16 protein-coding genes are annotated in these 18,756 nt (G+C 69.2%); 8 read left to right on the top strand and 8 right to left on the bottom strand.

Annotation, left to right across the window (positions count from 1 at the left end):
* Window positions 1–23 precede the first annotated feature (23 nt).
* Window positions 24–1,226 carry a YbfB/YjiJ family MFS transporter gene (locus JHD82_RS11450; RefSeq protein ID WP_199136550.1) on the bottom strand — a complete coding sequence of 401 codons (1,203 nt, stop codon included), beginning with the start codon at window positions 1,224–1,226 and terminating at the stop codon, window positions 24–26.
* Between the two features lie 102 nt (window positions 1,227–1,328).
* Between JHD82_RS11450 and JHD82_RS11445 the strand changes: the two genes are divergently transcribed.
* On the top strand, window positions 1,329–2,246 hold the full coding sequence (locus JHD82_RS11445) for a LysR family transcriptional regulator (RefSeq protein ID WP_013800154.1): 918 nt from the start codon (window positions 1,329–1,331) through the stop codon (window positions 2,244–2,246).
* Here JHD82_RS11445 and JHD82_RS11440 read toward each other — a convergent pair.
* From JHD82_RS11440 to JHD82_RS11425, 4 genes are all read right to left on the bottom strand, one after another.
* Window positions 2,241–3,890, bottom strand: a complete 1,650-nt coding sequence (locus JHD82_RS11440; RefSeq protein ID WP_199136549.1) for a YifB family Mg chelatase-like AAA ATPase — start codon at window positions 3,888–3,890, stop codon at window positions 2,241–2,243. The two genes, JHD82_RS11445 and JHD82_RS11440, sit on opposite strands and share 6 nt — an antisense overlap.
* A 166-nt stretch (window positions 3,891–4,056) precedes the next feature.
* Window positions 4,057–5,439 (bottom strand): tripartite tricarboxylate transporter permease, encoded by a 1,383-nt coding sequence (locus JHD82_RS11435; protein ID WP_017405458.1) that lies wholly within the window; start codon window positions 5,437–5,439, stop codon window positions 4,057–4,059.
* A gap of 1 nt (window position 5,440) precedes the next feature.
* On the bottom strand, window positions 5,441–5,866 hold the full coding sequence (locus JHD82_RS11430; RefSeq protein WP_199136547.1) for a hypothetical protein: 426 nt from the start codon (window positions 5,864–5,866) through the stop codon (window positions 5,441–5,443).
* Between the two features lie 41 nt (window positions 5,867–5,907).
* On the bottom strand, window positions 5,908–7,197 hold the full coding sequence (locus JHD82_RS11425; RefSeq protein ID WP_199136545.1) for a hydroxymethylglutaryl-CoA reductase, degradative: 1,290 nt from the start codon (window positions 7,195–7,197) through the stop codon (window positions 5,908–5,910).
* Between the two features lie 118 nt (window positions 7,198–7,315).
* Between JHD82_RS11425 and JHD82_RS11420 the strand changes: the two genes are divergently transcribed.
* Window positions 7,316–8,722, top strand: a complete 1,407-nt coding sequence (locus tag JHD82_RS11420) for a PLP-dependent aminotransferase family protein (RefSeq protein ID WP_013800164.1) — start codon at window positions 7,316–7,318, stop codon at window positions 8,720–8,722.
* Here the strand turns inward: JHD82_RS11420 and JHD82_RS11415 are convergent.
* Window positions 8,710–9,729 (bottom strand): LysR family transcriptional regulator, encoded by a 1,020-nt coding sequence (locus JHD82_RS11415; protein WP_043792738.1) that lies wholly within the window; start codon window positions 9,727–9,729, stop codon window positions 8,710–8,712. The genes JHD82_RS11420 and JHD82_RS11415 overlap by 13 nt on opposite strands.
* A gap of 204 nt (window positions 9,730–9,933) precedes the next feature.
* On the opposite strand from JHD82_RS11415, the gene JHD82_RS11410 reads away from it, so the two are divergent.
* From JHD82_RS11410 to aldA, 4 genes are read left to right on the top strand one after another with little or no spacing between them, the layout of a single operon-like run.
* The gene (locus JHD82_RS11410) at window positions 9,934–11,229 is read left to right on the top strand and encodes an MFS transporter (RefSeq protein WP_199136542.1); all 1,296 of its coding nucleotides are present in this window, start codon (window positions 9,934–9,936) and stop codon (window positions 11,227–11,229) included.
* Window positions 11,230–11,258: 29 nt separating this feature from the next.
* A complete protein-coding gene (gene rhmD, locus JHD82_RS11405) occupies window positions 11,259–12,446 on the top strand; it encodes an L-rhamnonate dehydratase (protein WP_199136540.1) in 1,188 nt (395 codons plus the stop codon).
* 11 nt (window positions 12,447–12,457) lie between these two features.
* A complete protein-coding gene (locus tag JHD82_RS11400; RefSeq protein ID WP_199136538.1) occupies window positions 12,458–13,267 on the top strand; it encodes an HpcH/HpaI aldolase/citrate lyase family protein in 810 nt (269 codons plus the stop codon).
* A 16-nt stretch (window positions 13,268–13,283) separates the two neighbouring features.
* The gene (gene aldA, locus JHD82_RS11395) at window positions 13,284–14,717 is read left to right on the top strand and encodes an aldehyde dehydrogenase (RefSeq protein ID WP_199136536.1); all 1,434 of its coding nucleotides are present in this window, start codon (window positions 13,284–13,286) and stop codon (window positions 14,715–14,717) included.
* 21 nt (window positions 14,718–14,738) lie between these two features.
* Here aldA and JHD82_RS11390 read toward each other — a convergent pair whose 3' ends face one another.
* Window positions 14,739–15,254 carry a MarR family winged helix-turn-helix transcriptional regulator gene (locus JHD82_RS11390; RefSeq protein WP_199136534.1) on the bottom strand — a complete coding sequence of 172 codons (516 nt, stop codon included), beginning with the start codon at window positions 15,252–15,254 and terminating at the stop codon, window positions 14,739–14,741.
* A gap of 102 nt (window positions 15,255–15,356) precedes the next feature.
* Between JHD82_RS11390 and JHD82_RS11385 the strand changes: the two genes are divergently transcribed.
* Together JHD82_RS11385 and JHD82_RS11380 are read left to right on the top strand one after the other, a co-directional pair.
* Window positions 15,357–16,334, top strand: coding sequence for a tripartite tricarboxylate transporter substrate binding protein (locus tag JHD82_RS11385; protein WP_199136532.1), 978 nt, complete (start codon window positions 15,357–15,359; stop codon window positions 16,332–16,334).
* An 85-nt stretch (window positions 16,335–16,419) separates the two neighbouring features.
* Entirely contained in the window at window positions 16,420–17,748 is a 1,329-nt protein-coding gene (locus JHD82_RS11380) for a sulfatase (RefSeq protein WP_088166564.1), read from the top strand.
* Between the two features lie 34 nt (window positions 17,749–17,782).
* Here JHD82_RS11380 and JHD82_RS11375 read toward each other — a convergent pair whose 3' ends face one another.
* A complete protein-coding gene (locus JHD82_RS11375) occupies window positions 17,783–18,301 on the bottom strand; it encodes a DUF2165 family protein (RefSeq protein ID WP_199136530.1) in 519 nt (172 codons plus the stop codon).
* Window positions 18,302–18,756 lie beyond the last annotated feature (455 nt).

Genomic DNA, 18,756 nt, shown 5'->3' with positions numbered 1-18,756 from the left:
TTTCCTGTCTCGAATCCGCGCACTCATGCGGCGGCCTGTCGGCGCGCGCTGGCGCGGCTGGCGGCGATCATGAGCGTGCCCAGCAGCAGCGACACGCTGCCGATGACGAACAGGCGCTGGTACGAGCCCAGGCCCGCATAGCTCCAGGCCATGAAATATCCCGACACGGCCTGCATCAGCGCAAAGGCCGCCGTGGCATAGCCCCACATGCGCTTGTGCTGCGCAGGGCCGATCAGCTGCATCAGGTAGCCCGAGGTGATGGCCGCCATGCCCGGCGACAGCGCGCCCACCAGGAAGGACGAGGTCGCATGCCCCGCAAATCCCACCCAGAACAGCGGCATGGCAATGGCCAGGGTTTTGACCGCATAGGCACCCGTGGTCGTGCCCCACCAGCCAAAGCGTGTGGCGCACAGCGAGGCCACCAGCGGCCCGGCAATGGCGCCCAGGCCGAACACGGCCCACTGCGTGGAGGCGTAGGCGTCACCCAACTGCAGCTCGCGCGCCAGGTAGTCCACCCAGAACACCGTGTGCGGCACAAAGCCGAAGGCGTCCGTCATATAGGCCAGCATCACCAGCACCACGGGCAGCGTCCACAGGGGGGCGGCGGGCACGGGCCGGGCATGGGGCGTGATGGCAATGGGCGCAGGCACCGGCAGCCGCCGCACATGGCGCCAGCCCAGCCAGCCGGCCCAGGCGCAGACCGCCGCCAGCGCCCACCAGACGGCGCCCAGGCTCTGGCGCGCCAGCAGCGGTATCAGCGTGGCCGACAGCAGGGCGCCGGCACCTATGCCGCAGAACATCAGCGGCCCCAGGGCCGCGCGCCGCTGCACGGGCGTGGCCGCCAGGGCCACGGAGGGGCCCAGCACCATCAGGATGGCGCCGCCAATGCCCGAGATGCAGCGCCAGGCAAAGAACCAGGGCATGGGTAGCGGCCAGGCGCAGGCCGCAAAGCTCAGCGCCAGGGCCACCCAGCACCACAGCAGCACGCGCAGCGCGCCCAGGCGTTCGGCCAGCGGCGCGGCGGCCAGCGCGCCGATCAGATAGCCCAGCAGGTTGGCCGCGCCCAGGTAGGCCACCTGCTCGCCGCTGAACCAGCCGGCATGCACCATCTGCGGCATCAGCGCCGTGTAGGCAAAGCGCGCCAGGCCGACGCCGCTGAGCGTGGCCATGAAGCCGGTCAGCAGCAGGGAAGTTTCGTTGCGTTGGATCACGGGAGTGGGCGCCATGCGGGGAGGATGGGCATACATTAGGCGCTGCCGCCCATCATGTCCAATGATTCAAAATGATGGCGTCAATCTCGATTGAAGATGGATGTCACTGGAGCCGCGATGCAACTGAAGTCCCTGCGCATGTTCCTGGCCGTCTGCGACAGCGGCAGCTTCGGCGCCGCCGCCCAGCAACTGCACACCGTGCAGTCCAACGTGACGGCCCATGTGAAAAAGCTCGAGGACGAGGCCGGCGTGCAACTGCTGGAGCGCAGCGCGCCCGTGCACGCCACGCCTGCCGGCCGCCTGCTGGAGCAATACGCGCGGCGCATGCTGGCCGACCATGACGAGGCGCTGGCCCTGCTGCAAGGCAGCGCCCGGGCCGCAGGCGCGCTGCGCATAGGCTCCATGGAAACCACGGCCGCGCTGCGCCTGCCGCCGCTGCTGGCGCGCCTGCACCAGGCCCAGCCCGGCCTGGACCTGGAGCTGCGCACGGCCACCACGGCCGAGCTGCTGGCCGACCTGCTTGCCGGGCGCCTGGACTGCGCCTTCGTCTCCGGCATGCCGCCCCAGTCCCGCCTGCAGGGCTGGCGTGTCTTCGAGGAGGAGCTGGTGCTGGTCACGGCTTTCGCGCTGCCGCGCTTTCCCGATGCCGCCCAGCTCAGCGCCGTGCCCTTCCTGGCCTTCCGCCAGGGCTGCAGCTACCGCCAGCGCATCGAACTGCTGCTGGCCGCGCGTGGCGTGGCCGCACGCATCATGGAAATGGGATCGCTGGACGCCATCCTCGGCTGCGTGGCCGCCGGCATGGGCTACGGCCTGCTGCCGCGCAGCGTGGTCCAGGCCCAGCAGCACCGCTTCGGCGTGCACATCACGGCCCTGCCCGGCGCACTCGCCCAGGAAGTCGCCCGCGTGGAAACCTGGTTCGTCGTGCCCGCGCGCCAGGGCTGGTCGCCTGCGCTGCATGCCTGCGTGGAGGTGTTGGGGATCGACCAGGATGTTGCGGCTGTCGATGCGCAAGGCCTGGTGCCTGCCGGCTCATGACGGCAGCCGCAACACCCTCCGATACTGCATGGCCTCGGCCACATGCCCCGTCTCCACTGCCGCGCTGCCGGCCAAGTCGGCAATGGTGCGCGCCACCTTGAGCGCGCGGTGGGTGCTGCGGGCCGACCAGCCCAGGCGTGCGGCGGCCTTGTGGGCGAAGGTCAGGGCCTCGGGCGACAGGCCCAGGTGGTCGTCCAGGGCCTGGCCCTGAAGCTGGTGGTTGGCACTGCCCTGGCGCTGCACGGCCAGCGCGCGGGCCTGGACCACGCGCTCGCGCACGGCCTCGCTGGTTTCGCCCGAGCGCGCGGCCAGCAGCTCCTGCGGGGGCAGGGCGCCGACTTCCACATGCAGGTCGATGCGATCCAGCAGCGGGCCGCTGATGCGCGCCTGGTAGCGCGCCACCTTGTCGGGTGTGCAGCGGCAGCGCTGCACCGTCGACCCCCAATGGCCGCAGGGGCAGGGATTCATGGCCGCGACGAGCTGAAAGCGCGCGGGAAATTCGCAGCGCTGGGCGGCTCTGGCGATGGTGATCTGGCCGGTCTCCAGCGGCTCGCGCAGCGCCTCCAGCGCACTGCGCGCGAACTCGGGGAATTCATCGAGGAAGAGCACGCCGTGGTGGGACTGTGAAATCTCGCCAGGGCGCGGTGGCGAGCCTCCTCCGACCAGGGCCACGGCGCTGGCCGTGTGATGCGGGCTGGCCGTGGGGCGCTGGCGCCAGCGCTCCGGCGTGAAGCGGCCGGCCAGGCTGGCGATGGCGGCGGCCTCCAGCGCCTCGTCATCGCTCATGGGCGGCAGCAGGTCGGCAAAGCGCTGGGCCAGCATGGACTTGCCCGAGCCCGGCGGCCCCACCAGCAGCAGGCCATGGCCTCCGGCCGCAGCGATTTCCAGCGCGCGCCGCGCCTGGGCCTGGCCGCGCACCTCGGCCAGGTCCAGGCTGCTGCGCACTGGGGCGGCGGGCTGCGGCTGCACCGCATGCCAGCCCGGGCCGGAGCATGTCTGGGTGTCGCCTGCTGCCGGCAAGGCGTCGGTTTCGTCGGTTTCGTCGGTCTCGCCGGTGTCCTCGCTTTCGTCGCTGCAGCGGGCACCGTCCGTGTCCTGCTCCGCCTGCACCAGGGCATTGGCCGAGCGTGTGATGAAGCGGCGCACCACGTCCAGCAGGTGGTGCGCGCAGAACACCTGGGCCGATGGCACGAAGGCCGCCTCTTGCGCGCTGCCCGGCGGCAGAACCAGGCGGGCGCCGTCCTGCTGGCGGTGCAGGGCCAGGGCCGTGGCCAGCGCGCCGCGCACGGGCCGCAGCGCACCCGACAGCGACAGCTCGCCCGCGAATTCATAGTCGGCCAGCGCATCGCCATTGATCTGGCCGCTGGCCGCGAGAATGCCCAGCGCAATGGGCAGGTCGAAGCGCCCCGAGTCCTTGGGCAGGTCGGCGGGTGCCAGGTTGACGATGATGCGTTTGTTGCTCGGGAACTCCAGCCCGGAGTTCAGCAGCGCCGAGCGCACGCGTTCGCGCGCTTCCTTGACCTCGACATCGGCCAGACCCACCAGCGTGAACGACGGCAGGCCGTTGGCCAGATGCACTTCCACGGTGACACGCGGGGCGGCCAGCCCCAGCAGCGCACGACTTTGAACCAGGGCCAGACCCATGGGCACCTCGCAGGAACGACAGACACAAAGCCAGACACAAAGGAAGAGGCCGCCAGCGGTGCGGCGGCCTCGGTGACCCAGTATGGCAACGGCCTTGGACCTTGTGGGCGGCGGGTGCGGCGCTGCCCCTAAATCTCAGAATGTTCTGACCCTTGCGGCGCAAAAATCAGAACAGCTTCACCAGCGCCGGAACGCTCAGCACGGCCGTGTAGTAGCCCATGAACTGCACGCCGGTGTTGAAGCCGAAGCCGCGTGACAGCAGGCCGCCGAGCAGGCCCATGGTCAGGATCACGAGCAGGCCCAGCAACTGGCCTTCCCAGACGCTGATGACGATGATCAGGCCCACGAAGGTGGCGATGATGGCCTCGTGGCTGACCCGGCGCGAGACGAACAGCGCCGCGCTGCGCGCGAAGTTCATGGCGAAGGGGTAGGACACGAGGGCCGCCAGCACCACGGCCAGCATGCCGTAGCCCAGGAACTCCCAGTGGCTGAGCAGGTTGTGCAGGTTGTTCACCTGGCCCGTGGCGGCATCGACGGTGAAGCGCGGCGGCGCATTGAACAGCGGCGCGGCGGGGCCGGCGGCCACGGGGCTCAGCGGCAGGCCGAAGGCGATCAGCGGGATCAGCGCCTCGGCGATGTAGGTGGCCTCGGTCACGCCGTTGCGCGCGCTCAGCACCGTGGTCAGGCGGTGGTAGGCATGCTTGATGCGCGAGCCCACCAGCTCGCCCAGCACCACGGTCATGGCCACGGGGCTGAAGACGAAGGTGGCGCTGGAGATGGTGGCCGTGGCCAGGGTCCAGCGCGTCTGCACGCGGTCCAGCACCTTGAGCGGGTTGGGGAAGTAGCCCGACCAGCCCTTCACGTCGGGCGCCAGGTTGAACTGGCGCACCTTGTCGCGCAGCATGCGCTGGCGGCCGGCCGGCGAGATCACGGTGAACAGGTCGGCGATCAGCGGCCCGATGGCAATGCCCAGGAAGTAGCTGATGCTGAGCTTGACCTCGTACTTGGCGGTGAGGCTTTGCAGCGCAATGATGACGACCACGAACGGAATCAGCAGCATGACCGAGGCCCAGCGCCCCGCCGAGAAGTAGGCGATGAGGAGGGCGGCGGCCAGGAAGATCCAGGGCGCCGTCTTGGTGATCATGCTGCCGAAGGGCGCCAGCATCACGGCGAACAGCACGGCCAGCGGCACGGCGACAAAGGCCGCGACGATGCCGCCCGAAACCATCTTGCGCAGCGCGATATGGGGCACGCCCAGCTTGCGCAGCATGTTGGCGTCCTGCAGCAGCGGCGTGGCCAGCGTGTCGCCGGGAATGCCCAGCAGGGCCGTGGGCACGGCATGCGTCATGTGCTTGGCCACGGCGCCGGCCAGGAAGAAGGTGAACACGCCGGCGGGCGGCACGCCCAGCAGCACCACCAGCAGGGTGAGCGGGGCCAGCGTGGTGGTCTCGTCCGTGCCGGAGACCAGGCCGATGGCGGCGAACACCACGGCGCCTATCAGTCCCATGGCGGCTGCGACGGCGATGTCATTGGTCAGCAGGGTTTCCATCTCATGCCCTCCCGGCCTTGTCGGCGAACAGCTCGTAGAGCTTGAGCTCCTTGAGTTCCTGCACCACGGCGGGCGGCAGGTCCTGCACCGTGCCCAGGCCTCCGGGCTGGCGCGCCAGTTCCTCCAGTACTTCGCGGCGCCATTCGGGGTCGTTCGAGGTGTCCAGCTCGGTCACTTCCCGCTTGGGCGGAAAGGCACGTGCGCAGATCACGCCGGCAATCACGCAGCCGGCAAGGCCCGCGAGCATGGCGTAGGCGTGGGCCAGCTGGTGCGACTCGACCACCGTGGCCAGCCAGCGGCTGGCCAGGTAGAAGCCCAGCACGCTGATGCCGGTGCCGATGGCAATCGCCCAGGCCAGGTGGCGCAGGTCCACGGTGTCGCCCCAGACCTCGGCCAGCCGCCAGTCGGCGGGATCCTTGCTTGTCATGTGTGTCTCCTTGGGTTTTTGTTTGTGTGGCCGCGCGCTGGTCAGGCCCTGGCGCGCAGCGCGGCCAGCACTTCCAGTGCGCGGTCGGTGCGCACGTCGTGCTCTGCGGCCAGCTGGCGCGCCACGGCATCGACCTCGTCGCCCGTGGCGCCGGCCACCAGGGCGATGTTGCGGGCGTGCAGGGCCATGTGGCCGCGCTGAATGCCTTCGGTGGCCAGGGCGCGCAGGGCGCCCAGGTTCTGCGCCAGGCCCACGGCGGCGGCGATCTCGCCCAGCTGCTGGGCGGACTGCAGGTCCATGATCTTCAGCGCCAGGCGTGCCAGCGGATGGGTCTTGGTGGCGCCGCCGACAAGGCCCACGGGCATGGGCAGCTCGATGCTGCCGACCAGGGCGCCGCTGCTGTCCTTTTCCCAGCGCGTCAGCGAGGTGTAGCTGCCGCTGCGGCTGGCATAGGCATGGGCGCCGGCCTCGACCGCGCGCCAGTCGTTGCCCGTGGCCACGATGACGGGGTCGATGCCGTTCATGATTCCCTTGTTGTGCGTGGCCGCGCGGTAGGGGTCGATGGCCGCGAAGGTATAGGCGTCCAGCACGCCTTCGATGATCTCCTCGCCGCTGCGCTCCTTCGTGGCCAGGGTCTGCGGCGTGAGCCGCACGCGGGCGCGGGCCAGCCGCAGGTCGGCCAGGTTGGACAGGATGCGCAGCCGCACGCTGCCGCCCGTGATCTGCTCGACCAGGGGTGCCACCGATTCGGCCATGGTGTTGACGGTGTTGGCGCCCATGGCGTCGCGCACGTCCACGATCAGGTGGACCACCAGCATGGGGCCGCGCGGCGTGTCGGGGAAGACGTGGACCTCGATGTCCTTGCAGCCGCCGCCCAGGCCGATCAGCACCTTGTCGCGGCTGTTGGCGCGCTCGATGATCTGCGCACGCGCCTGCAGCACGGCCAGGCGTGCGCCGTGCGGATCGGTCACGCCCAGCACCTGGACCTGGGCGCGCATCAGCGGCAGCGTGCTGGAGGTCTGAAAGCCCCCGTTCTCGCGCGCCAGCTTGGCCATGTACGAGGCGGCGGCCACCACCGAGGGTTCCTCCACCGCCATGGGCACCAGCACGTCGCGGCCGTTGACGCGGAAATTGCCGGCCACGCCCAGCGGCAGCTCGAAGCTGCCGAACACGTTCTCGATCATGCCGTCGGCCAGCGCCAGGGGCAGGGCGCCGGGGGCGGCGAGCAGGGCGCGCTCGGCATCGGACAGGCCGCAGGCATCGGCCAGGAAATCCCGGCGCTGGGCCGGTGTGAGGGCACGGAAATTGGGCAGGCGCGAATCGGCAACCATGGAAGACATCTCCTCGGATCAAAACTCTGGTCGCCGGACTGTAGGAAAACTGTACCGCTTTCAAAAGGTACAGTTTCGGGGAACAGTACCATCGCACTGCAACATGAACGGAGGGCGCATGGCAGACACCAGAGGGCGCTCGGCCCCCATTGCCGAGAAGCTGGCCGACCTGATCGGCCAGCAGATCGCCGACGGCGTGTACCGCCCTGGCGACAAGCTGCCCTCGCTGCGCGAGCTGGCGCAGCTGCACCGCTATGCCAAGAACACCGTGGTCTCGGCCTTCGACCTGCTGGTCTCGCGCGGCATCGTCGAGCCGCGCCGGGGCTCGGGCTTTTACGTGCTGGGCACGGGGCGCGGTGCCCAGCGCACCGATGAGGACGCGGGCCAGCTGGGTCGCGCCATGGACATCGTCTGGCTGATGCGCGAGCAGCTCAAGACCCAGCCCGACTGCGTGGGCGTGGGCGACGGTTTTCCGCCCGTGGAATGGCTGGCCGACATGCGGCTGGACCGCTACCACCAGAAGGTGGTGCGCACGGGGCTGGGATCGCTGTTCCGCTACGGCAGCCGCTACGGCTATGCGCCGCTGCGCGACAGCCTGGTGCGCAAGCTGGGCGACTTCGGCCTGCAGGCCACGCCGGGCCAGCTGGTGCTGACCCATGGCGCCAATGAGGCCATGGACCTGGTCATCCGCTACTTCGTGCCGCCGGGGGCCACCGTGCTCGTGGACGAGCCCGGCTACTACCCGCTGTTCGGCAAGCTCAGGCTGGCCGGCGCCCATGTGGTCGGCGTGCCGCGCCTGGCCGACGGGCCCGACGTGGCCGCGCTCGAATCACTGCTGGCCCAGCACCGGCCGCGCCTTTTTTTCACGCAGTCGCTGGCCCACAATCCCACGGGCTCGGACATCTCGGCCGCCAAGGCCTACAAGGTGCTGCAGCTGGCCGAGCGCCACAACCTGCTCATCGTCGAGGACGATCCGCTGGCCGACTTCAAGCCCACCTCGGCCGTGCGCCTGTCCACGCTGGACCAACTGGAGCGCACCATCTACATCGGCAGCTTCTCCAAATCCTTCTCGGCCGCGCTGCGCGTAGGCTTCATCGCCTGCAACGACGCGCTGGCCAGCGACCTGGCCGACCTCAAGGCGCTGATCCACGTCAGCGGCTCCGAGTACTGCGAGCGCATGGTGGACGTGATGCTGCGCGAGGGCCACTACGAGCGCCACCTGGTGCGCCTGCGCCACAAGCTGGGCCAGGCCACGGCCCAGGCGCTGGGCTGGCTCGATGCCCACGGCTGCGAAGTCTTTGCGCGCAGCCCGCAAAGCCTGTACCTGTGGGTGGCCTTCCCCGGTGTGCAGGACTCGCTGCGGCTGGCCGAGCAACTGGTGCCGCGCAAGCTCAGTATGGCGCCAGGCCGTGTCTTCCACGTCGATCCCTCGGCCGTCTCGCGCTGGTCGCGGTGCAACGTCAGCGCCATGCTGGATCCGAGGTTCCAGGCCGCGATGGGGCAGGTGCTGGCTCAACCCGCCTGAGCCAGCCCCCGGGCCTGCGCGCGCAGCAGCGCGATGAAGCGCTGCTGCTCCTGCGTGGGCGCGTCGTCGGTGCGCGTGAGGATGCCGAAGGGCGCCATGGGCACGTCGATGCAGACCGGCAGCGCCCTGACCAGGCCCATGCGCAGATAGTCCTTGAGCGCGGATTCGGACAGCAGCATCACGGCGTCGGTCAGCTGCACCAGTTGCTGCATGGAGTACACCGAGCTGCATTCGATGATGTCGGCCGGCGCAGGCAGTTCCAGGCGCTGCAGCAGCTGGTCGAGCGCGATGCGCGCGGGGCTGGTGGCCGGCTGCAGTATCCAGGGCCAGTCGCCGACAAGCTCTTGCCAGCCCAGCTTGCGCCGGCGTGTCAGCGGATGGCCGCTGCGCACGACGACCAGCAGCCGCTCGTTGCCCAGTTCCTCGAAGCTGTAGCTGCTGCTGTGGGCCGCAGGGCTGCGCCGCGCAATGGCCATGTCGATGCGGCGCTGGTCCAGCAGGCGCAGCACCTGGTCGCTGGTGTCGCCCATGATGCGCAACCGCAGCTGCGGGCTTTGCGCCTTCATGCGGGCCACGGCAGTCATCACCAGGTCGGGTGCTGCGCCCATGATGGTGCCGATGGACAGGTAGCCGTAGCCGCCCTGGCGGCGCGCGGCCAGGTCCTCGGCGCAGCGGTCCAGGCTGTTGAGCGAGGCCTCGGCAAAGCGCACCAGCTGCGCGCCCAGCGCCGTGGGCCGCATGCCGCGCGGCAGGCGCTCGAAGAGCTGGCAGCCGAACATGTCCTCGATCTCGCGCAGCATGCGCGTGGCCGCAGGCTGGGACATGGCCAGGCTCAGCGATGCGCGGTGCAGGTTCAGGCTCGATCCCAGCGCCACCAGCATGTGCAGGTGCTTGTAGCGCAGGCGGTTGAGCAGGCTGCGGTGCAGCACGGGCGGGGCGGATTCGGGCGTGTTCGCAGGCATAAGCGCAAGGTATCGGATGTGACCGAAATTCGATTTGTTGAGCATCGATCATGCGCCGTACATTGGCCCTGCGACAAGAAAAAACAGACCCAATCCAGGAGACAAGACATGCACAGCCCATCGCCTGTTTCATGACGCGCAGACGCGGCCGGCACCAACGCCGCGGCCGCGCTCGCACCTTCACAAAGCACGCCTTCAGCGCTCCGGACGACCGGGCGTGATGGCCTCTCATTGCCTGCAAGGAAAGTCATGAAAAAACTCCCCGCTCCCCTGCTCGCCAGGATCTCCTGGCGCCTGCTGCCCTTTTTGCTGCTCATGTACATCATGGCCTTCCTGGACCGGGCCAACGTGGGCTTTGCCAAGGTGGCCTTCCAGGCCGATACCGGCATCGGCGATGCGGCCTTCGCCTTTGGCGCGGGCGTGTTCTTCGCAGGCTATGCGCTGCTGGAAGTGCCCAGCAACCTGATCATGCACCGCGTGGGCGCACGCATGTGGATGTGCCGGATCATGGTCACCTGGGGCCTGGTGTCGGCGGCCATGATGTTCGCCCACGACCAGACCACCTTCTACGTGCTGCGCTTTTTGCTGGGCGTGGCCGAGGCGGGATTCTTCCCCGGCGTCATCCTGTACCTGACCTACTGGTTCCCGGCGGCGCACCGCGCGCAGGCCATGGGCTTTTTCTACTTCGGCGCGCCGCTGGCCTTCATCTTCGGCAGCCCGCTGTCGGGCCTGCTGCTGGAGCTGGACGGCATGGGCGGCTGGCACGGCTGGCAGTGGCTGTTTGCGGTGGAGGGGCTGATGGCGGTGGCCGTGGGCATCTGGGCGTATTTCCACCTGGACAACCGCCCCGCCGACGCCACCTGGCTCAGCCGCGAGGACAAGGCGCTGCTGCAGGACATCCTCGACAGCGAAGAGCGCGCCAAGGGCGGCCACGGCCACAGCCTGCTGGCCGCGCTGTGCCAGCCGCGCGTGCTCTACCTGGCGCTGATCTATCTGTTGATCCAGGCCAGCGTCTATGGCGTGGTGTTCTACCTGCCCAGCCAGGTGGCGGGCCTGCTGGGTACCAAGGTGGGCCTGCTGGTGGGCGTGGTCTCGGCCATTCCCTGGCTGTGCGCGCTGCTGGCCGCCTGGTGGATTCCGGGCCATGCCGAGCGAACAGGCCAGCCGCGCGGCATCGCCAGCCTGACGCTGGTGATGGCTGCCGTGGGCATGGCTGCATCGGTGAGTTTCTCCAGCCCCCTGCTGGGTGTAGCCGCGCTGTGCCTGGCGGCGGCCGGCTTCATCGCCGTGCAGCCCGTGTTCTGGACCTTTCCCGCCAACACGCTGGCCGGCGCTGCGGCCGCTGGCGGCATCGCCTTCATCAACTCCCTCGGCGCCGTGGGCGGCTTCATCGCCCCCATCGTCAAGAACTGGGCCGAGGGCTTTTTCCACTCCCCGGCGGCCGGCCTGTACCTGCTGGCCGGCACCACGCTGCTGGCTGCGGCCCTGGTGCTGGGCGTGCGCGCACGCCTGGCGCCGGCCTTGGCCGCACCGTCGGCCGCCTGAGCCACTTGCACACGGAGCAGAACCATCCCATGACACAGATCCCCACCATCAAGCAGGTGCGCGCCTTCACGCTCAAGGGCGGCGGTGCCGACTACCACGACCAGTCCGACGGCCACTGGATCGACGACCACATCGCCACGCCCATGGCCAAGTACCCCGAGTACCGGCAAAGCCGCCGCAGCTTCGGCATCAACGTGCTGGGCACGCTGGTGGTGGAGATCGAGGACAGCGCCGGACGCGTGGGCTTTGCCGTGACCACGGGCGGCGAGCCTGCGGCCTACATCGTCGAAAAGCACCTGGCGCGCTTTCTCGAAGGCGCCCGGGTCACCGACATCGAGCGCATCTGGGACCAGATGTACCTGTCCACGCTGTACTACGGCCGCAAGGGCATCGTCATCAACACCATCTCGGGCGTGGACCTGGCGCTGTGGGACCTGCTGGGCAAGGTGCGCGGCGAGCCCGTGCACCAGCTGCTGGGCGGCGCCGTGCGCGACGAGCTGCAGTTCTACGCCACGGGCGCGCGGCCCGACCTGGCGCAGAAGATGGGCTTCATCGGCGGCAAGATGCCGCTGCACCACGGCCCGGCCGAAGGCGAGGAGGGCCTGCGCCGCAACCTGCAGGAGCTGGCCACCATGCGCGAGCGCGTGGGCCCGGACTTCTGGCTCATGCTGGACTGCTGGATGAGCCTGGACGTGAACTACGCCACGCGCCTGGCCCAGGGTGCGCAGGCCCATGGCCTCAAGTGGATCGAGGAGGCCCTGCCGCCCGACGACTACTGGGGCTACGCGGCCCTGCGCAGGAACGTGCCCACCGGCATGCTGGTGACCACGGGCGAGCACGAGGCCACGCGCTGGGGCTTTCGCCAGCTGCTGGAGATGGGCTGCTGCGACATCATCCAGCCCGACGTGGGCTGGTGCGGCGGCATCACCGAGCTGCTCAAGATCTCGGCCCTGGCCGATGCCCACCAGGCCCTGGTCATCCCGCATGGCTCCAGCGTCTACAGCTACCACTTCGTGGCCACGCGCCACAACAGCCCGTTTGCCGAGTTCCTGATGATGGCCCCCAAGGCCGACGAGGTCGTGCCCATGTTCCATCCGCAACTGCTGGGCGAGCCCGTGCCCGTCAACGGCCGCATGCGCCTGTCGGCGCTGGACAAGCCTGGCTTCGGCGTGGAGCTCAATCCCGAGTGCGCCCTGCACCGCCCGTACACGCACTGAAGGAGCCCGCCATGCAACTGCCTGCCAACCCCTTCAAGGCCGCGCTGCGGCGCGCCGAGCCGCTGTACGGCATCTGGGCCGGCCTTGCCACGCCCTATGCGGCCGAGATCATCGCCACCACGGGCTACGACTGGATGCTGGTCGATGGCGAGCATGCCCCCAACACCGTGCCCACGCTGCTGGGCCAGCTGCAGGCCGTGGCGCCCTACGCCACGCACCCGGTGGTGCGTGCCGTGCAGGGCGACACCGTGCTCATCAAGCAGCTGCTGGACGTGGGCGTGCAGACGCTGATGGTGCCCATGGTGGAGACGGCCGAACAGGCGCGCGAACTGGTGCGCGCCATGCGCTACCCGCCCCACGGCGTGCGCGGCGTGGGCGGCGGCCTGACGCGGGCCACGCGCTGGGATGCCGTGCCCGACTACATCCGCACGGCGCATGAACAGCTGTGCCTGATCGTGCAGATCGAATCGCCACGGGGCGTGACCAACGCGGCCGAGATTGCGGCCGTCGATGGCGTGGACGCCGTCTTCATCGGCCCCGCCGACCTGTCCACGGGCATGGGCCATGCGGGCGACGCCAGCCAGGGCGAGGTGCAGGAGGCCATACGCCGCACCGTCGAGGCCACGCTGGCCGCCGGCAAGGCCTGCGGCATCCTCGCGCCGCGCGAGGAAGATGCGCGCCGCTATGCGGACTGGGGCTGCCGCTTCATCGCCGTGGGCATCGACATCAGCCTGCTGCGCCAGGCTGCGCTGGCCAATCTGGGGCGCTATCGCGCCACGCACGCCACGGACCAGGCGGCCCCTGCATCCCGCACCTACTGAACCCAAGGAGAACTCCATGGCATCCCTTCCCGTGCTGCGCAATTTCATCGCCGGCAGCTTCACCGACAGCGCCGAACTGCATGAGGTGACCAATCCCGCCACGGGCGCGGTGCTGGCGCGCTCGCCCCTGTCCAGCCAGGCCGATGTGGACCGCGCCATCGCCGCCGCGCGTGGCGCCCACAAGGCCTGGGCGCGCCGCCCGGCCGTGGAGCGCGCACAGTACCTGCGCCGCGTGGCGGCCCGCATCCGCGACAACGCCGCGCGCATTGCGCGCACCATCACCGAGGAGCAGGGCAAGACCCTGGGCCTGGCCGAGGTCGAGGTGAACTTCACCGCCGACTATCTGGACTACATGGCCGAATGGGCGCGCCGCATCGAGGGCGAGGTCATCACCAGCGACCGGGCCAACGAGCAGATCTTTCTGCTGCGCAAGCCGCTGGGCGTGGTCGCGGGCATCCTGCCCTGGAACTTCCCCTTCTTCCTGATCGCCCGCAAGATGGCGCCGGCCCTGCTCACGGGCAACACCATCGTCATCAAGCCCAGCGAGGAAACGCCCATCAACTGCCATGCCTTCACCGAGCTGCTGGCCCAGTGCGAGCTGCCGGCCGGCGTGTTCAACGTGGTCTATGGCCAGGGCGGCACGGGCGCTGCGCTGGCCGGGCATGCGGGCGTGGACATGGTCAGCTTCACGGGCAGCGTGGCCACGGGCGAGCGCATCGCCGCAGCCTCCGCGCCCCACATCACCAAGCTCAACCTGGAGCTGGGAGGCAAGGCCCCGGCCATCGTGCTGGCCGATGCCGACCTGGACCTGGCCGTGCGCGCCATCCGCGACTCGCGCATCATCAACACCGGCCAGGTCTGCAACTGCGCCGAACGCGTCTACGTGCAGCGCCAGGTGGCCGACGAGTTCACGGCCCGCATCGCCCAGGCCATGGCCGCCACGCGCTACGGCGACCCGATTGCGCGGCCCGACGTGGAAATGGGCCCGCTGATCAACCAAAAGGGCCTGGACAGCGTGCAGGCCAAGGTGCGCCAGGCCATCGCCGACGGCGCGCAACTGGTCACGGGCGGACAGGCCGCAGACCTGGGCGCGGGCTTTCACTTCCAGCCCACGGTGCTGGCCGGCTGCCATGCGGGCATGGAGATCATGCGCAAGGAAATCTTCGGCCCCGTGCTGCCCATCCAGGTGGTGGAGGACCTGGACGAGGCCATCGCCCTGGCCAACGACTGCGAATACGGGCTGACTTCGTCGCTGTACACGCGCGACCTGTCCAAGGCCATGCAGGCCATGCGCGAGATCGACTTCGGCGAGACCTACATCAACCGCGAGAACTTCGAGGCCATGCAGGGCTTCCATGCAGGCGTGCGCAAGTCCGGCGTGGGCGGGGCTGATGGCAAGCACGGCCTGTACGAGTACACGCACACGCATGTGGTGTACCTGCAGGGGTGATTGACCTTCTGGACCTTGGCGTCAGGGCGCTGCCGGTTTCTTGCGGTTGCGCGGCGCCTTGGGCGGCGGGCTGCTGGCCTCCAGCTCCCGCGCCCGGGTGCGGATGCGGGCAAAGGCGCTGGCCATGGCCTGCAGCTCGGGCTCGGGCACGGCGTCCATGAGCTCGCGGTTGATGGCCTGCACCTGCGGGAACAGCTCGGCATGCAGGGCGCGGCCCCTGTCGCTCAGGCGCAGCAGCGCGCGGCGCGCATCGCCCACCTGGCTTTCTTTCCACAACAGCCCCTTGGCCAGCAGCGCCGTGACCGCGCGCGAGGTGCGCGTGCGGTCCAGCTGCGCCTGCTCGGCCAGCTGCGAGGGCTGCAGCTGCCCGGCCTCGGCCAGCAGGCAGAGCATGCGCCACTCGCGCCGCGTGATGCCGTAGCGGCCCTCGCACAGGCGCACCACGCGGCTGCCAGCGGCCGCCTGCAGCCGCGCCAGGTGGTAGAGGAACATGTCGTCGAGCACGGCGGGGTGGCGCCAGCGGTGGAGGTCGGTCATGGGCTCGCGGGCCGGTTTCGGGTTTACGCTAGGGATGATGGATTAGATGCATTGTCTGCGGCCTGCGTACATTGGCCGCAAGACAACGACAAGGAGACAAGTATGCCCAGCCCCCTCGCAGCCCTGGCGCGTGCCGCCGTGGCCCTGACCGCCGCCGTGCTGTGCGCGGCGCCCGCCCTGGCCCAGGAATGGCCCAAGGCCAGGCCCATCCGCATCGTCGTGCCCAATCCGCCGGCCGGCCCCTCCGACATCTCGCTGCGCCCCGTGGCCGCCGCCATGCAGGCCGCGCTGGGCCAGGCCGTGGTGGTGGACAACAAGCCCGGCGCCAACGGCAACATCGGCGCGGCCGAGGTCGCACGCTCCGCGCCCGATGGCTACACCTGGCTGTGGGCCATGGACCCCGTGCTCACCGTCAACCCCCATGTCTACAAGAACATGGGCTACAAGGCCGACGCTCTGGAAACCCTGGTCGTGGCTGCGCGCTTCTCGCAGACCCTGGTCTGCAGCCCGGGCACGGGCTTCAAGTCCGTCAAGGACATGGTGGCCGCCAGCAAGACGCGCGAGCTGACCTATGCCTCGGGCGGGGCGGGCTCGCCGGGCCACCTGGTCATGGAATCGCTGCTGGCCACTTCGGGCGCCAAGATGGTCCACGTACCCTACAAGGGCCCCGCGCCGGCCATGCAGGACCTGCTGGGCGGCCAGGTGGACTGCGGCTTCCTGGCCGGCCCCACGGTCTTCCCCCAGGTCCAGAGCGGCAAGCTGATCGCCCTGGCCACCTCGGGCAAGACGCGCTCGGCGCTGGCGCCCGAGCTGCCTACCATTGCCGAATCGGGCTTTCCCGAGTTCGACGGCACCTTCTGGATCCTGCTGGCCGCGCCCAAGGGCGTGCCGCCCGCCGTGCAAAAGCGCTTTGTCGACGCCATGAACGAGGCCATCCGCGCGCCCGAGCAAAAGGAGCGCGCCAAGGCCCTGGACATCGAGATGGTCGGCTCCACCGTGGCCGAGGCCCAGGCGCGCGCCAAGGGACAGTCCGCGCAGTGGGCCGCCCTGGTCAAGCGCATCCACCTGACCAACGACTGAAGCCGCCACTAGGGCCTGTGGCCCTGAGGCACCGCCGTTTTGGCGATACTCCCTTTCCCAACGCATCCACTGTCTTCTGGCTCCCATGGCAACCCAGCGCCCCAATCTGATCTTCATCCTGGCCGATGACCTCGGCTATGCCGACCTCGGCTGCACGGGCGCGCGCGATGCGCACAGCCGCGCCACCGACGTCTCGCCCCGCCTGGACGCCATGGCCGCGCAGGGCATGCGCTTCACGCGTGGCTATTCCAACTCGGCCGTGTGCTCGCCCACGCGCTTTGCGCTGGCCACGGGCCGCTGGCAGTACCGCCTGCGCGGCGCGGCCGAGGAGCCGATTGCCAGCGTCCACGGCGACAAGGTGCTGGGCCTGCCGCCCGACCATCCCACCGTGGCCTCGCTGCTGCGCGACGCCGGCTACGCCACCGCCCTGGTCGGCAAATGGCACCTGGGCTACCCGCCGCATTTCGGCCCGCGCATGTCGGGCTACGAGGAGTTCTACGGCTTTCACGCAGGGGGCGCCGACTACTTCGCCCACTGCGACCCGCGCGGCCGCCCCGACTTCTGGATCAACGAGGAGCCGCACGAGGAAGAGGGCTACCTCACCGACCTGCTGAGCCGCCGCGCCGTGGACTTCGTCGAGCGCCAGACGGCCGACAAGCCCTTTTACCTGTCCCTGCACTACAGCGCCCCGCACTGGCCCTGGCTCACGCGCGACGACCTGGAGGAATCGCGGCGCATCGGCGGCTTCGGCAAGCACACCGACGGCGGCACCATCGAGACCTACCAGCGCATGATCCACCACATGGACGAAGGCATTGGCTGGGTGCTGGACGCGCTCGAGAAAAAGGGCATGGCCGAGAACACGCTCATCGTCTTCACCAGCGACAACGGCGGCGAACGCTTCTCCAACAACTGGCCCTTCATCGGCCAGAAGATGGACCTGCTCGAAGGCGGCATCCGCGTGCCCCTGGTGGCGCGCTGGCCCGAGCGCATGCCGGCGGGCATCGTCAGCGATACGCCCAATCTCACCATGGACTGGTCAGCCACCTTCCTGGCCGCCGCCGGCGTGCACGGCCACGCCGACTACCCGCTGGACGGCATCAGCCTGCTGCCCCTCATGGACGATGGCGCCTGGAATCCCGAGCGCGACCTGTGCTGGCGCATGAAGCACCGCGCCCAGCGCGCCCTGGTGCGCGGTGACTGGAAATACCTGCAGATCGAAGGCGTGGAATACCTCTTCAACGTGGCCCAGGACCCGCGCGAACGCGCCAACCTGCGCGACCGCGAGCCCCAGCGCCTGGCCGAGCTGCGCCAAGCCTGGACGGCCTGGGATGCCAGCCTGCCGCCCATTCCCGAGGAGGCCAAGGTCTCCCTGGTCTTCACACGGCAGGACCTTCCTTCGGCCACCTTCTGAGGCCCGGACGGCGCAGGCAGCAAAGAGGTGGCGCTCAGCCTTGCGCCGCCTTGTCTTCTTCCTGGATTGCGTCGTTGTCCATCGTCAAATAGACCAGCACCAGCAGCAGCGTGATGAAGAAGCGGAAGGCATCGGGCACGCCATTCCACTGCTTGGACATCCACATGCCGAACCACTCGCCGCCCACGGACATGAAGCCGACCTGCCAGGTCAGAAAGCCCAGGGTCAGCCCCGCCACCGCCCATGACTTCGAGGCGCGGAAGGCCCGGGTGCCGGCCTGTCGCGCCTGCAGCAGCCGCCAGCCACCGATCCAGCACAGGACGGCGGTCGTCGTCTCCAGTGCAATGATGCCGATATAGCCCGCATGGTGCACCCAGGGCGTCTGGATGGCGCGGTACATGATCCCGTTGCCGGGAAAGGTCGTGTCCATCAGGAAGACGTGGTGCACGAAGGCGAAGTTGGTCGCGTAGTCGGTGATGTTGCCGAAGGCGACCAGGGACGCGAAAAAGGCCATGGCAAGCACCATGGCGGATTTGGACAGGCGAATAAACATGAGGAACTCCGTATGGGCGGGCGCGCGCAGGCCTGCATGCCGGCGCACCGGCACGCATGGAGGCGACCCGTAGACAGGGGAAGACGCCAGCCGTGGTGGGGGCTGGCAAACAGACGTGCGGACGCACGAAGGCGCGGAGATCGGGACTGGAAAACCTGAAGCCGGCAGTGCGTCTGGGAAACGCCCACACCAACTGGATCGAGTGCCACGCCAGGAGGGAGCCGCGATTGTGGGGGCGGGCATTGATGCGCGTCAATCTGCAGCTGCCGGCAAGCACATCGGATCTGTCTGATTGCACTGTTTTGGTGCAATGTTTCATCGCAGCCATGTGAGCGACTGCTATCACCGTAACGGTGCAGAACTTCTGCACAAAGCCGGTGCATGCGAGGATGCTGCGGTGCCGCATCGGTGAGTCGGAAGGCGCATCACCAAGCAGAAAAGACTGGCACGGTCCG

It is taken from the genome of Delftia sp. ASV31, assembly GCF_016428765.1.
Taxonomy (GTDB): Bacteria; Pseudomonadota; Gammaproteobacteria; order Burkholderiales; family Burkholderiaceae_C; genus Comamonas; species Comamonas acidovorans.
This window is presented reverse-complemented; position numbering and strand designations above follow the sequence as displayed.

What these genes read in the sequence shown, in the direction of transcription:
- JHD82_RS11450 (WP_199136550.1), bottom strand. Translation starts at nt 1,226, where the DNA reads ATGGCGCCCACTCCCGTGATCCAACGCAACGAAACTTCCCTGCTGCTG.
- JHD82_RS11445 (WP_013800154.1), top strand. Translation starts at nt 1,329, where the DNA reads ATGCAACTGAAGTCCCTGCGCATGTTCCTGGCCGTCTGCGACAGCGGC.
- JHD82_RS11440 (WP_199136549.1), bottom strand. Translation starts at nt 3,890, where the DNA reads ATGGGTCTGGCCCTGGTTCAAAGTCGTGCGCTGCTGGGGCTGGCCGCC.
- JHD82_RS11435 (WP_017405458.1), bottom strand. Translation starts at nt 5,439, where the DNA reads ATGGAAACCCTGCTGACCAATGACATCGCCGTCGCAGCCGCCATGGGA.
- JHD82_RS11430 (WP_199136547.1), bottom strand. Translation starts at nt 5,866, where the DNA reads ATGACAAGCAAGGATCCCGCCGACTGGCGGCTGGCCGAGGTCTGGGGC.
- JHD82_RS11425 (WP_199136545.1), bottom strand. Translation starts at nt 7,197, where the DNA reads ATGGTTGCCGATTCGCGCCTGCCCAATTTCCGTGCCCTCACACCGGCC.
- JHD82_RS11420 (WP_013800164.1), top strand. Translation starts at nt 7,316, where the DNA reads ATGGCAGACACCAGAGGGCGCTCGGCCCCCATTGCCGAGAAGCTGGCC.
- JHD82_RS11415 (WP_043792738.1), bottom strand. Translation starts at nt 9,729, where the DNA reads ATGCTCAACAAATCGAATTTCGGTCACATCCGATACCTTGCGCTTATG.
- JHD82_RS11410 (WP_199136542.1), top strand. Translation starts at nt 9,934, where the DNA reads ATGAAAAAACTCCCCGCTCCCCTGCTCGCCAGGATCTCCTGGCGCCTG.
- rhmD (WP_199136540.1), top strand. Translation starts at nt 11,259, where the DNA reads ATGACACAGATCCCCACCATCAAGCAGGTGCGCGCCTTCACGCTCAAG.
- JHD82_RS11400 (WP_199136538.1), top strand. Translation starts at nt 12,458, where the DNA reads ATGCAACTGCCTGCCAACCCCTTCAAGGCCGCGCTGCGGCGCGCCGAG.
- aldA (WP_199136536.1), top strand. Translation starts at nt 13,284, where the DNA reads ATGGCATCCCTTCCCGTGCTGCGCAATTTCATCGCCGGCAGCTTCACC.
- JHD82_RS11390 (WP_199136534.1), bottom strand. Translation starts at nt 15,254, where the DNA reads ATGACCGACCTCCACCGCTGGCGCCACCCCGCCGTGCTCGACGACATG.
- JHD82_RS11385 (WP_199136532.1), top strand. Translation starts at nt 15,357, where the DNA reads ATGCCCAGCCCCCTCGCAGCCCTGGCGCGTGCCGCCGTGGCCCTGACC.
- JHD82_RS11380 (WP_088166564.1), top strand. Translation starts at nt 16,420, where the DNA reads ATGGCAACCCAGCGCCCCAATCTGATCTTCATCCTGGCCGATGACCTC.
- JHD82_RS11375 (WP_199136530.1), bottom strand. Translation starts at nt 18,301, where the DNA reads ATGTTTATTCGCCTGTCCAAATCCGCCATGGTGCTTGCCATGGCCTTT.